16 protein-coding genes are annotated in these 12,854 nt (G+C 40.2%); 8 read left to right on the plus strand and 8 right to left on the minus strand.

Going from position 1 to position 12,854, the window contains the following annotated elements:
• Positions 1-483: 483 nt before the first annotated feature.
• The 3 genes from AC3WTL_RS10160 (at position 484) to AC3WTL_RS10170 (ending at position 2,802) form a co-directional block, all read left to right on the plus strand.
• Positions 484-903 carry an HIT family protein gene (locus AC3WTL_RS10160; protein ID WP_159346512.1) on the plus strand — a complete coding sequence of 140 codons (420 nt, stop codon included), beginning with the start codon at positions 484-486 and terminating at the stop codon, positions 901-903.
• Positions 904-1,062: 159 nt separating this feature from the next.
• Positions 1,063-2,145: a 3-phosphoserine/phosphohydroxythreonine transaminase gene (gene serC, locus AC3WTL_RS10165; protein WP_492369348.1), complete on the plus strand. Its 1,083-nt coding sequence runs from the start codon at positions 1,063-1,065 to the stop codon at positions 2,143-2,145.
• 129 nt (positions 2,146-2,274) lie between these two features.
• The gene (locus tag AC3WTL_RS10170; RefSeq protein ID WP_197214587.1) at positions 2,275-2,802 is read left to right on the plus strand and encodes a tryptophan transporter; all 528 of its coding nucleotides are present in this window, start codon (positions 2,275-2,277) and stop codon (positions 2,800-2,802) included.
• Positions 2,803-2,852: 50 nt separating this feature from the next.
• On the opposite strand, the gene yhzF is transcribed toward AC3WTL_RS10170, so the two are convergent.
• Positions 2,853-3,041, minus strand: a complete 189-nt coding sequence (yhzF, locus tag AC3WTL_RS10175; RefSeq protein WP_035326942.1) for a membrane protein YhzF — start codon at positions 3,039-3,041, stop codon at positions 2,853-2,855.
• Positions 3,042-3,230: 189 nt separating this feature from the next.
• Between yhzF and AC3WTL_RS10180 the strand changes: the two genes are divergently transcribed.
• From AC3WTL_RS10180 to AC3WTL_RS10195, 4 genes are all read left to right on the plus strand, one after another.
• Positions 3,231-3,581, plus strand: a complete 351-nt coding sequence (locus AC3WTL_RS10180; protein ID WP_197245400.1) for a YtxH domain-containing protein — start codon at positions 3,231-3,233, stop codon at positions 3,579-3,581.
• Positions 3,582-3,869: 288 nt separating this feature from the next.
• The gene (locus tag AC3WTL_RS10185) at positions 3,870-4,442 is read left to right on the plus strand and encodes an HTH-type transcriptional regulator Hpr (RefSeq protein ID WP_048010713.1); all 573 of its coding nucleotides are present in this window, start codon (positions 3,870-3,872) and stop codon (positions 4,440-4,442) included.
• A 228-nt stretch (positions 4,443-4,670) separates the two neighbouring features.
• Positions 4,671-5,219, plus strand: a complete 549-nt coding sequence (locus tag AC3WTL_RS10190) for a DUF3267 domain-containing protein (RefSeq protein ID WP_197207740.1) — start codon at positions 4,671-4,673, stop codon at positions 5,217-5,219.
• A 150-nt stretch (positions 5,220-5,369) separates the two neighbouring features.
• Positions 5,370-5,549 carry a hypothetical protein gene (locus tag AC3WTL_RS10195; RefSeq protein WP_009331432.1) on the plus strand — a complete coding sequence of 60 codons (180 nt, stop codon included), beginning with the start codon at positions 5,370-5,372 and terminating at the stop codon, positions 5,547-5,549.
• Between the two features lie 86 nt (positions 5,550-5,635).
• On the opposite strand, the gene AC3WTL_RS10200 is transcribed toward AC3WTL_RS10195, so the two are convergent.
• Together AC3WTL_RS10200 and AC3WTL_RS10205 are read right to left on the minus strand one after the other, a co-directional pair.
• The gene (locus AC3WTL_RS10200) at positions 5,636-5,728 is read right to left on the minus strand and encodes a YjcZ family sporulation protein (protein ID WP_082139012.1); all 93 of its coding nucleotides are present in this window, start codon (positions 5,726-5,728) and stop codon (positions 5,636-5,638) included.
• 60 nt (positions 5,729-5,788) lie between these two features.
• On the minus strand, positions 5,789-5,872 hold the full coding sequence (locus AC3WTL_RS10205; protein ID WP_019381424.1) for a YjcZ family sporulation protein: 84 nt from the start codon (positions 5,870-5,872) through the stop codon (positions 5,789-5,791).
• Between the two features lie 373 nt (positions 5,873-6,245).
• Between AC3WTL_RS10205 and AC3WTL_RS10210 the strand changes: the two genes are divergently transcribed.
• Positions 6,246-7,136, plus strand: coding sequence for a peptidylprolyl isomerase (locus AC3WTL_RS10210; protein ID WP_197214586.1), 891 nt, complete (start codon positions 6,246-6,248; stop codon positions 7,134-7,136).
• A gap of 48 nt (positions 7,137-7,184) precedes the next feature.
• Here AC3WTL_RS10210 and AC3WTL_RS10215 read toward each other — a convergent pair whose 3' ends face one another.
• From AC3WTL_RS10215 to AC3WTL_RS10235, 5 genes are all read right to left on the minus strand, one after another.
• Complete coding sequence (locus AC3WTL_RS10215; RefSeq protein ID WP_035326924.1) at positions 7,185-7,370, minus strand: sporulation YhaL family protein; 186 nt, start codon at positions 7,368-7,370, stop codon at positions 7,185-7,187.
• A 123-nt stretch (positions 7,371-7,493) separates the two neighbouring features.
• On the minus strand, positions 7,494-8,438 hold the full coding sequence (yhaM, locus tag AC3WTL_RS10220) for a 3'-5' exoribonuclease YhaM (protein WP_197245396.1): 945 nt from the start codon (positions 8,436-8,438) through the stop codon (positions 7,494-7,496).
• 201 nt (positions 8,439-8,639) lie between these two features.
• On the minus strand, positions 8,640-9,329 hold the full coding sequence (locus tag AC3WTL_RS10225) for an LrgB family protein (RefSeq protein WP_048010718.1): 690 nt from the start codon (positions 9,327-9,329) through the stop codon (positions 8,640-8,642).
• Complete coding sequence (locus tag AC3WTL_RS10230; RefSeq protein ID WP_492369349.1) at positions 9,326-9,745, minus strand: CidA/LrgA family protein; 420 nt, start codon at positions 9,743-9,745, stop codon at positions 9,326-9,328. The genes AC3WTL_RS10225 and AC3WTL_RS10230 overlap by 4 nt, the downstream gene beginning before the upstream one ends.
• A gap of 94 nt (positions 9,746-9,839) precedes the next feature.
• Positions 9,840-12,833, minus strand: a complete 2,994-nt coding sequence (locus AC3WTL_RS10235; RefSeq protein ID WP_492369350.1) for an ATP-binding protein — start codon at positions 12,831-12,833, stop codon at positions 9,840-9,842.
• Positions 12,834-12,854: the final 21 nt, after the last annotated feature.

A 12,854-nucleotide genomic window follows, 5' to 3' on the forward strand; every position in this document is an offset into this window, starting at 1 on the left:
TTAAAGAGAATTCACCTGAAATAGAAACGTACCAATAGAAGCTTCCCCTTCACGAAGGCAGGATTCCAAGCGGATCCTGCCTTTTATTTTTTAAGCTGTTTTCGTAAAGTTTGTTGCTTTTTTATAACTAGATTAGTTTGCTTGGTTGATTGGAGCGGAAAGTGCGAGATCCTCGAAAATGCTGCCGCATTTTCTTCGTGCGGTGTTTCTCGGGGGAGTTTATTCAACGTCCTGCGGGAGTAGCGGGACAGGTGAGACCCCGCAGATGCGCAGCGTCGAGGAGGCTCACCGCCCGCCCCGCTGTTCGCTGAGCATCCTGGAGGAAATCAACGGACAGTATTGATAGACGAAAACAACAATTTATGCGAAAAGAGCCATTTTTTATGACTAGACCCACGCCATAATCCCATCCCCTTTTGCTTTTTTGTTTTTTGGAGGATATGGTAGAATTGTGAAAAAGATATTTGGTTAGGAGCTGACATAATGAACGATTGTATATTCTGTAAAATAATCAATGGCGAGATTCCTTCAGCCAAAGTTTTTGAAAATGAGCATGTGATGGCATTTCTGGATATAAGCCAGGTCACAAAAGGGCATACACTTGTCATTCCGAAAGTACATAAAGAAAACTTATATGAAATGGATGCTGAAACAGCCCGGAACTACTTCGAAGCTGTTCCGGAGATTGCCAGAGCCATTAAGGCCGAATTCGATCCAATTGGCCTGAATTTAATTAATAACAACGGTGAACACGCCGGACAGACCGTTTTCCATTTCCACTCCCACCTTATTCCCCGTTATGGTGACGGAGATGGCTTAGGGGTTGTGTGGAAATCACATCAATCTGATTACTCAGCTTCAGATCTTAAGGAAATCTCTGATGCCATAAAAAAGCATCTGTAACCCTCTGATCCTCCTGTTACTGCAGGGGGAATTTTTTCTCCAATTTTTCAAAATGTTCATTTTTTCTCTGTACAAATCAATATAATTTGTTAACATATTAACTATCTTTATTTCTTCACAGCGTTATAGTGAATTGATTTTATATTTGGAGGGAGAAAAATGTACCGTGCTCTAAATTTTAATGCAGGTCCCGCAGCCCTGCCGGAAGAGGTATTAAAAGAAGCGGAAAAGAGTTTGCTGAACTTTGACAATACAGGAATGGGCATAATGGAGCTGAGCCATAGAAGCAACGAATATCAGGCAGTACATGATCAGGCAATCACACGCCTAAGAAGACTGCTGGCAATCCCGGATGACTTTGAAGTGCTTTTTATTCAGGGCGGGGCAAGTCTCCAGTTTTCCATGGTGCCGATGAACCTGCTGGGAAAAGACCAGGCAGCCCATTATATTCTTAGTGGTTCCTGGTCCGAGAAGGCTTTAAAAGAAGCAGATAAAATTGGCGAAACCGTCATTTCTGCCTCCAGTAAGGAACAAAAATACAGCTTTATCCCCGAATTTAGTCAAGATGATATGCCGGACAATGCTGCCTATCTTCATATTACCAGCAACAATACAATCTACGGCACACAATGGCAAAGCTTTCCTTCAAATAAAAAAACACCGGTAGTAGCAGATATGTCAAGCGATATTTTAAGCCGTCCTTTGAAAGTAGACCAATTTGATTTGATCTATGCCGGTGCCCAGAAAAATCTCGGCCCTTCCGGTGTAACAGTAGTCATTATCCGAAAAGAACTATTAAAAAGATCTTCTGAAACGCTCCCTATAATGCTGAATTACAATACATTTGCCAATAACAACTCTTTATATAACACGCCTCCTACTCTTTCAATCTATTTACTGTCACTTGTGCTTCAGTGGGCAGAGCAGATAGGCGGCCTTCAGCAGATTGAAAAGGCCAATGAGCAGAAGGCAAAAATGCTCTATGATGTTATTGATGAAAGTGAAGGTTTTTACATAGGGCATGCCCATAAAAACAGCAGGTCCCGTATGAATGTTACTTTTAATCTTCACAGCGAAGATCTCTCCAGGGAATTTCAGATACAGGCAAAAGAAGCAGGGTTCGTCGGGCTTGGCGGACACCGTTCTATCGGGGGGTGCCGCGCATCCATTTACAATGCTGTGCCAGAGCACCATGTTGAAAAGCTGGCCGCATTTATGAAAGCTTTTAAAAATAATAATTAATAAATATAACACCTTTGAATTACAGTAAAATATGTTATAATGAGTTAAAGTTTTTCGCTGCAGGCAAAGAGTGCACTGCAGGAGAGACGAACAGAGCTTAGTCAGAGAATAGCAGAGGAGAGATGAGAATTGAATACAAAAAATTTAGTGGCCTTATCCCTATTGGTCGGGATGGGCGCAGTGCTTCATGCCGTTGTTCCAGGTTTTTTTCTCGGAATGAAACCGGACATGATGCTTACCATGATGTTCTTAGGCATTATCCTTTTTCCAGACACCCGAAGCGTTTTGCTTTTAGGTTTAGTTACAGGCCTGATTTCCGGGTTTACCACAACCTTTCCCGGAGGATTAATCCCGAATATCATTGATAAGCCTGTTACTGCATTCACATTTTTGGCATTGTTCCTGATCGTAAAGAAATTCAGGAAGAATATCGTCAGTGCAGCTGTCTTAACAGCAGCAGGAACCATCGTATCCGGAATTGTGTTTTTAACTTCGGCATACCTGATTGTCGGACTGCCGGGACCTTTCACAGCATTATTTGCAGCAGTTGTACTTCCTGCAGCTGCAGTTAACACCGCTGCAATGGTAATCCTTTTTCCTGTAGCACATTCAATTGCAAACAGAACAAAGCTGACTCAGCAGACGATCAGCCAATAATTATATACAAAAAGCCCGCAAATAAGCGGGCTTTTTTATTTGGAAACTATTTAGAAACTGCCCACAATCAGACCCAGCAGGAACAAAAACGCCCCGCCTGCCGCTAAAGCAGCCGCCCTTTTTTTGAGAACATACTTCGGAGGATAGACTCCGGGTTTCTTTATTGAAAGGAAAAAATGAATACCTCCTAAAAACAGCACCACACTTAATGCAAAAATCCCCGCCGCTGCTCCGGACAACCTGCCTCCCCCTTTCGCAAAATATTCTTCTATTGAATTGTATGCCTGTTTGCCGGGAGCTATGAGAATATGGTTTACTCTTATATGTTTTGTGATATAGATATAGATAGAACATTTTTCATTTTCAGCTTTAGAAAAATGAAGATTGCAATAAAATAGACATATAAATAAGATTCTGAGGTGATGGTTATGAAAGCCAAATCGTTATTGCTTGGACTATTAGCTGGCGGTGCTGCAGCCGGCATATCCACCCTATTAACTGCACCTGCTTCAGGAAGGGATACCCGACAGCAGTTAAAAGAAAACACAAGCCTTCTGAAAGAGCAGCTTTTAGAATTAAAAACAGAATTGATGGCCATAAAGGAGTCAGCTTCATATGCTTCTAAGGAAGGTAAAACAGCCTTTAAGGAATTCTCAAGTGACATCAAATATTCAATCAGCAATTGGAAAAACGAGATCCTTCCCCATCAGCACAGGCTGCAGCGTGAATTGCAGGAAATTGAAGCAGCCATACACGAACTTGAAACAAATATAAAGTAAATAAAAAAACCCTTCTTTTTTCTTTGGTTAAAAAGAAGGATTTTTTTTATTTTGGAACGAAAACTAATATATTATTAAAATGCTTCAAATTTTTTTAAAACTTTAAATGGGCTCTCATCCCTTGACCTTAAGCCTTTTGTAGAAATATTTGATTATATTTCTAAAAATTTTGTAAATTTATATCTTTATTAATTTTTGTTTTATTGGCATAATGATACTATAAAAGAAAAATGAACTTCCGGCTGAATAGCCAGAATAATTAATTTTACAAAGTAGGTGAACTTTTGAATGTCGGACAAAGCAATTTCTATAAAGGAAGCAATGATTTTCAGCCAGAGAGTGGCACAGCTGAGTAAAGCCCTGTGGAAGTCTATAGAAAAAGATTGGCAGCAATGGATAAAACCCTACGATTTAAACATTAATGAACATCATATTTTATGGATTGCCTACCATTTAAACGGAGCATCGATTTCCGATGTTGCCAAGTTTGGTGTAATGCATGTTTCTACTGCATTCAACTTCTCCAAAAAGCTCGAAGAACGGGGTTTTCTTCAATTTTCTAAGAAAGAAAGCGATAAAAGAAATACCTATATTAAATTGACTGAGGATGGCGAAAAGGTATTATTAAGTCTTATGGAAACCTATTCACCTGAAAAAAACGCCGTGTTCTCTGGTGCAATGCCACTAAGAGAGCTTTATGGAAAATTTCCTGACATCATCGAAATCATGGCAATAGTCCGTAATATATATGGTGACGATTTCATGGAGATCTTTGAAAAATCCTTTGCAAACCTTGAAAATCAATTTGATGAAGATGAGGGCAAATTAAAGAAGAAACAAGCAGAAAAGGAACTTGCTTAATTAAAAAAGTTCCTTCCAACAATATGTAAACCCTTACAAAGCGAATCACATGCATTCGCTTTGTATTTATGAAAACGGTTGCTCACTGCTTCACATTGGTTTCATTTTTTTAAAGTTTTTTTCGACAAAATCTGTTTGTTTTCCCTATTGATTTTTTTATTTATTCATCGTAAAGTATCATAAGTGAGTTTGAAAGATTACTATTTTACTCCTTGTGGAGGTATTTTTATGATGAATTGCTGGAAGACGATTAACTTCACGAAGCAATATGGATCGCAGAGACTTTTTATTTTGTCTTCCTTAACCATGCTGGCTACTTTCATATTTACATATGTTCCTGCAACATATGTATTTATGCCAGGTTCCTTTTACGATAATTATTTCATTTTCTTTGCAGCGGGTCTATGGCTAATGTATCCAGTCCATAAGCTGCTTCACTACCTTCCAATTGCACACCTTGGAATTATCGTAAAAAAACAGCTGATTATTAAATATGGATTTATGCCAATTATATATATCCGAATAACGGAGCCTATTTCAAAACGGCTTTTCCTGACTGCCACTCTGGCACCTATGTTCATTATAAACAGCCTGCTTCTGGCTGCTTGCTTTGTTTTTCCTCATTATGTACATTATTTAGTCATTCTGTTTGCTTTCCATGCAGGCCTGTCTTTTTCTGACATTGTCTGCGCAAAAAACGTCCTTAATGCTCCAAATCAATCTTATGTAGAAGAAAATGAAGATGGATTTGAGATTTTACTTCGTTCGAACCATTAGCAGTAATCCCGGGTATCCTGACAAAGGATACCTTTTACTTACCTGACAGGCAATCTTAAATACTATCTTTTTTTCGTGAACTTTGTTATTGTAATTAACAGACAAAACATGTTACAGCAATCATATGACTGCCCAAGGAGGGAATCTTGGATGATCTCCATCTTTATTATTTTTGCCGTTTTTATTTTATTTTATATCAACAAGATGACAAATTCGCTTTGTCTCCAAAAAGAGATTCCTGAGGAACGGCAGCCCAAAGTATTCAGAACCATTAACATTCTTATCACCATATTGCTAATCTCTTCATTTGTAGAAATCTTGTATGCTTAGGATATCCTGAGCGCTCTTACCATGAGCAAAAGCGGCGGTAAATTTCCGCCGCTTTTTATATATACATTAATTTCACACATCAAAGCTTAGCAAAAACAAGAAGCTCCAATGATGATTAACAAAATGAACAGCACGACAACTAACGCAAAACCTCCGCCGCATCCATGTCCTCCAGACATATGGTTGCCTCCTCTCAAATTCCGGCACAGGGCCCTGTCAGACCCTATGCCAACCTAGATTTACAGCCACGCGCAGCCTACAATGATTAATAAAATAAACAATACAACGATTAACGCGAAACCTCCGCCGTATCCAGCACCCATGGATAACACCTCCCCTTCAGGTTGCTACCATATCCTATTCACTTGCCTATGTTGTCGGATAGGCTTCTATCCCGGCTATCCAAACTTTTTTAGGCTGCTTGAAACCTCCCATCAGAGGGTTCCATGTATCATATGTACAATTGTCCTGAATGGGATGGGCGAATACCCAAATTTTTTTAAAAAACAATGGTTTATGAACCAAGCATTACTTTCTTCTTTTGTTATTTTTTTCATTTATGGTATAGTAGAGAATGTGATAAATGAAGGCACTGTGAAGGCAATTGCTGGTTTTTAAGAAGTCTAAAAATTCAGCAGAAGACAGCAGTCAAGCTCTCCAGAGCCAAATTTGAAAATTAATTTAGGAGTGTTCAACATGAAGAAATGGATGCTATCGCTCTCCATTGCAGCTGGAGTAATTGGATTAAGCGCATGCAGCAGCACCGGCGGCGACTCAGGAGATGTTGTTGTTGAAACAAAGAGCGGAAACATTACGAAGGACGAGCTTTATGAAGCAATGAAGGAAAAATACGGCGAACAGGCGCTCCAGGAGCTCATTTATGAAAAAGTTCTTTCTGATAAATACAAAGTAACAGACAAGGAACTTAACGAGAAAATTGATGAACTAAAACAGCAGCTTGGCGCTAACTTCGAGATGGCACTTATGCAATATGGCTATAAGGATGAAGAAGATTTAAGGGAAACCTTTAAAACAGGCTTGCTTCAGGAAAAAGCCGCTATTAAGGATATTGAAGCAACAGAAAAAGAAGTTAAAGAATACTACGATAACTACAAGCCGGAAATTAAAGCACGCCATATCCTGGTAGAGGATGAAAAAACGGCGAACGAAGTAAAGAAAAAGCTTGATGAAGGCGGAAAGTTTGAAGATCTGGCCAAAGAATATTCTAAAGACCCTGGATCTGCTGCAAATGGCGGAGATTTAGGCTGGTTCGGCCCAGGTAAAATGGTTCCTGAATTTGAAGAGGCAGCTTATGCACTTGATGTTAATGAAATCAGCGCCCCTGTTCAATCAGAACATGGTTTCCATATTATTCAAGTAACTGAGAAAAAAGAGAAAAAGTCCTTTGATGAAATGAAGAAAGAAATGGAATATCAAGTAAAAGTCTCCAAGCTTGATGGCGAGAAAATACAGCAGGCAATGGATCGTGAACTAAAGGCTGCTGATGTTGATATTAAAGATAAGGAACTAAAAGGAGTTCTTGATAAACCTGAAGCTGAAGGTGAAGCTGGAACCGAAGCGAAATAAAAAAACGGGGCTCCATGCTGGAGTCCCGTTTTTTATGTGTTATTAAAGTCAGCCTGCTGATTGCTGAGCGGATTTCCGCTCTTCTTTTTCCCGTTCAAGACGCTTCATATAAATTTCACCCTCGCGTTCTATGCTGTCATGCTCCACTTTTTTCTCTTCCCTGCCTGTCCTTACCGCCATATATGCACTTATAACGATTCCGGCTGCAACAAAATATACCCAAATTGGAATCATCTTTTTCCCCTCTTTCTTTTCATATGGTTGTCCATTTACTATAAAATGTATGCTGAACCGGAAAAAATATGATAGACAGACACTAAAAATGCCATCCTTTCCCATTAGGAAGGATGGCATTTATTATTTATGAAAACTAGGCTTATAGAATGAACGGTTATCCAGAGCAAATACCCGCTCCGAAAACTCTCCAGGTTTTACCCTTTCAAGAGCTCTATCAAGCATATTCATTTTTGCATCAATATTATCAATATAATGAAGAATTTCTGCTTCCTTGATTAATGGCGGCTTCGGACTGCCCCATTCTGCTTTGCCGTGATGGGACAAGACCAGGTGCTGAAGGACCATAATCTCTTCACCGCTGATTCCCAGTTCCTCAGCAGCTTTTCCTATTTCAGTTATCATAATGGTTATATGCCCTAGAAGGTTTCCTTCTATTGTGTAGGATGTTGAAATCGGTCCGGACAGCTCTGTAATTTTCCCTAAATCGTGCAGGATGACTCCAGCGTACAATAAGTCCTTATCCAGGCTTGGATACAAACCGGAAATTACTTTAGCCAAATCCAGCATGGAAACAACATGATAGGCAAGACCGGAAACGAATTCATGATGATTCTTGGTAGCAGCCGGATATTCAAGAAAGTCCTTTTGATGCTTCTTCAGTAAATGGCGGGTGATCCGTTGAATGTTCGGATTTTTCATTTCAAATATATATTGAGTGATTTTACTCATCATTTCATCAGTACTTAAGGGGGCTGTTTCGAGAAAGTCTGCCAGCTTCACCGGATCAGTTGGAGAGGCCGGCCGTATTTGGCGGATTCTTAACTGATTGCGTCCACGGTAATTTAAAATATCCCCCGCCACTTTTACAATGGTTTCGGGACTGTAGTTTTTGGCATCTTCATCAGACACATCCCAAAGCTTTGCTTCAATTTCCCCGCTTTGGTCCTGGAAGATAAGGGTCAAGAATGGCTTTCCATTACTCGCAATACCCTTAGTTGCATTTTTGATGAGCAGAAAAAGCTCGATTTGTTCTCCTACTTCGTAATAAACAATTCCTTTTGACATACGTGCGCCGACGCTCCCTTCACGAGGTTGTTTAAAAAGGGCATTCAGAAATAGACACATCTTTTGCAGCCTCTTTAAACATGCAATTCTATTAACCTAGTATACCACACAGGTCCTGCTCTCTCCTAAATTAATCATGTCTTTTGTCCGCCATAAAAACCCATTCACTTTTTCATGAATGGGTTTTTTGATAATTGCGGGTTACAGCAAAAGCAGCAATATTGGAATAAATAACGAAAGGATAATTGCAGAAGTTGTCATGGCTATACACCCCATGGCACCTTCTTCCTCTCCCCACATGAGTGAACGGCTGGCTCCCAGCATCTGTGCTGAAGTGCCCATTGCCAATCCTTTGGCAGCTTTACTATTTATTCCAAGCCACTTCAATAGGTTTGGTCCCATCATAACGGAAAAAAGACCAGAAAATAGCACAAAGAAAACAGTAAATGCCGTGGTTCCTCCTAGGCCATCCGAGACCGTTAAGGCTACCGGGAGTGTTACCGAACGCGGAATAAGAGATGCCATGATCTCCTGATTAAAGTGAAAAACCTGTGACATAATGTAAACCGAAAATATGCCTAAGGAGGTCCCGGCAAAGACTCCTGAGAATATTTTCTTAAGATGTCTTTTCATTAAGGGCCACTCCTTATATAAAGGAACCGCAAAAGAGACAACCGAAAGCTGGAGGAGCAGTTCAAACAGACTGCTTCCTTTTTGATATACTGATAGAGGGATGTTGCCCAATAGAAGAAGGATAATCAAGAGCGCAGTTCCGGTGTATAAAGGATTTAGCCAGCTCTTCTTAAACTTCCTGAAAACTTGCAGGCTTGCGATATAACTGGCAAGAGTCATCAAGATGCACCCTATACTATTGAATAAAACAGAACTCATTTTTGGCGCCTCCTTCTTATATTTTCATATATTTGAACAGAATACGCTGTGCCCAATAAACAGCAAAAGCTGCTTAGAACCAGGACCAATAGGAAATGAAAATTTAATAGAGGAATAAAATTGGGAGATAAAAATAATCCAATGACAAAGGGGATAAACAGCAGGGACATATGTTTAATTTGAAAAGATGCTGCTTTCTCTATCCATTCTAATCTAATTAAATTGGTTACCAATAGGATCAATAACATAAGCATCCCTATGACACTTCCAGGAAGCGGAATATGAAAGAACGCAGCCGCAAAATTCCCTGTTATCAGAAAAATAGCGAGTAACAACACTTGAATCAGCCAGGGCAAATTATTTTCTCCTTCCTTACCACTTTTTATCATCTTACTGGATAAAATCAGAAAAAACATGATATTTGTAAGGTTTCTTTACACACTTTTTTAATTACCTGTTAGGTTTTGTTAGATTTGCTTACCATACAGATAAAAAAGCTGCCTGCTATAATTAGACAGGCAGCTTTTCCTTTGCAACTGATTGTATTTGTTCTTCCTGAAAATGCGGCAGAAGATGCTTATGACAGGTGAAAAATAAAATTTGCCTTCCTTTTAGATTCTTTAACAGGTTAATCATTCTTGCAGTTCGGACATGATCAAAATTCACGAAGCTATCATCAATAATAATGGGGAATGGGTATTTGCCATAAATCGTCATGGCGAGTGCAAGTCTAAAGGATACATATATCTGTTCCGCAGTCGCCTGGCTCAGCTCTTTTGCTTCAAAAACTGCTCCTGTCCTGCTTTCTATGAGAAAACCGCTCCCTTCCTCTTTAGGAAAAATCCGTACATAGCGGCCATTGGTTAAGTAAGAAAGATAGTGCTCTGCTTTATCCAGCATTTTTGGCAAGCGCTCATTTTTAAAGCTTCTTATCGTTCGATCTAATATATCCTTGGCAGCAGCATATTTTGCCCACTCCCTTGCTTCTGCTTCAAACTCAGATTTCAGCAAAGCGAATTTATGCAGGAGTTCCGCATATGTTCCGCCCTCCTCAAGAATTCCTATTTCATGTTTTACTTCTGAAAGTTTGCTCTGCAGATCAGGAATACTTTCCTTGAGCTGAGCAGCTTTTTCGCTAACGGCCTGGATCTCCGCTTCCGGTTTTGTCACATTGGAATATATTCCGATTTCCTCCTGTGAAAAAGAGTTAAGATCCATTTGCTTGCGGACCTGTTTTATCTGTTCTTCAAGTTCTGCTAATTTCTGTGCTTCAGCTGCTTTTTCCCGGTATTCATCTGAATTATCAGTGCCTGCGCTTGAGAACAGATTCTTGCATTCATTTTGGAAGTGGCTAAGTTCGGCAAGCACTGTGCTGAGTTCCAGCTTTAACTCCTTAAGCTTGGCTTCTCTTTCACCCTGCTTGATCTGTTTTTCCGTTTCTTCCTTCAGCCTTTTTTTCAGCTGATAGCCGATTTCCTGAACATTTCCCGTCTCGCCATTTAATAGAGTCTTTAGCTTTTGAAAAGTTTGGAGCTTCTCATTGATTCCCTTTCCTGCTGATGCCTTTCTTTCAAGGATGTATTTCTTTTCCCTGGTAAGGACTTTCAGCTTTTCAATCAGACTAAAAGCCTCGCTTAAATAGTTTTTGGCAATTTCAGAAGGAAGCAGCAGCTGTTTCCCCAGCTGCAGGAGTTCAGATTCAAGTTCGGCAGATTCCTTTTCCCAGTTTTCAAAGGAGTTAATGACCTTTTCATATTTCTCATTTGTTTGTTCAAGCTGAAATTGTAATTGGATAAGCTGATTTTGCCTTTCGCTGTCTTTCTTCAGCTGCGCCTCCAGACTCGCAGCATGCTGAATGTCAGGATGCTTTAATTTCTCCAGCAGTGATTGTTCTTTTTCACTCAGGGCTTTTATCTCATCTTTAATAAAGCTGTCCTCTCCCTTAGGCTCCTTTTTGCTTACACCGGCAAAACAAAAGGCTGCGCCTATCAAACCTGCAGCGGAAATCACCCATAATTGACTAAAGATTCCCCAGCCTGCAAAAGCTGCAAACAGAACTCCCAAAAATAAAAGCTGCCTCTGTTCCCGGTATGCTTTTTGCTGTCTTTTTTCCTGCTCCTTTTTTTCTGTTTTTTGAAGGAACTGAAGCCTTTCCTGAGTATCCTGCAGCTCTTTTTCGATAGTATGCTTATTCGCGGTGAAGCTCAGTGTTTCTCTAACGGCCGCACGTTCATCCTCCGTAAGAAGCAGCCCTGTCAATTCGCCAATTTTTTGTTCCGTATTCTCCAGCGCCGACCTTTCATCGTTAAACCGCCCGTCCAGCTCCAGTTTCATTGCTTGCAGATGATTTCGCCGGGAATTTACTGCATTAATCTTTTCCTTCATAAAAACACTCGTATCAGCTTGTTCAAGCTGCTGTTCGTCAATTTGAAGATGGAGTCTTTCCTGAAGATTTATGATTTCCTCTGAAATATTACCCAGCTTTATTGATAATTCTTTTTCCTCTTGAATTAATCTATCCAGCAGCGGCAGCCCCTCAACTGCTGCATTGATTTGCGGCTCATGCTTAAGGAGCAAGTAATCAGGCTGACTGCTTTCCAGCTCTTGTTCTAAAATGCTTATTCTGGATTCCAGACTGGCTCTTCGCCCTTCCAGCGGCTTTATAAGGCTTTCAAGCTTCTCCAATAGAGCAAGCCCATTTGCCGGAAAAGGCATGTCTCCAAATCTTCCCCTTTCTTTAATCAGCTCCTGCTCCTCTGCTAATAAAGGATAGAACTCCTTCCACTCTTTTAGCCGGGATAGTTTCTGCTGATATTGCTCCAACTCATGCTGTATTCTCTGTAAATCGTTTGCGATGCTATCTTTTTCCTGCAGCAATATCCAGTAATGCTCATTATTCTGCTCCGCTTTTTTCAAATCCCGATGCAGCTGCTTCATCTCTTTCAGCTTTACATTAAGGGCTGGCTTTTTTCCGTTTGGCTTAAAGCGGCTTTCCAATTCCTTTTGAAGTATATTTTCAGCAGAAACGAGATGATCCGTACCCAGTGAACCTGCTGAAAACAAATACCTGCCCAAATCTTCACCCTTCATTTGGTTCACACTTTGCAGCCCATGAATATTAAAAGAGAAAATAGATTGATACAAGTTTTTGTCAATATGGTGAAGGAGTCCGCTTAAAAGGTCTTCTCCTCCCCTGGTACCATCCTCAAGAAGGACGCTGACATCACCTGATGCTTTGCCTTTAACCCGCTCTATGACCGCCTTCCCTCTATCAGGAAAAACAGCGGTAATCCTGCCGCCATATTTTGCTCCTTCCTTAGGCTCATACCTTAATTCCGATTGAGTTTTTGCCGGAAAGCCGAAAAGAACGCTATGAATAAAAGACATGATGGTAGATTTGCCTGCCTCATTTTCTCCGTAAATAACCTGCAAGGATTGAATATCGTCAAGTTTAAAGTCAGCTAGCTTACCATAACCGTAAATTTGTATGTCTGTAATTATCAAGGGTCCACCTCCATTCATTGT

The organism is Cytobacillus sp. EB106-05-05-XG126 (assembly GCF_058791715.1).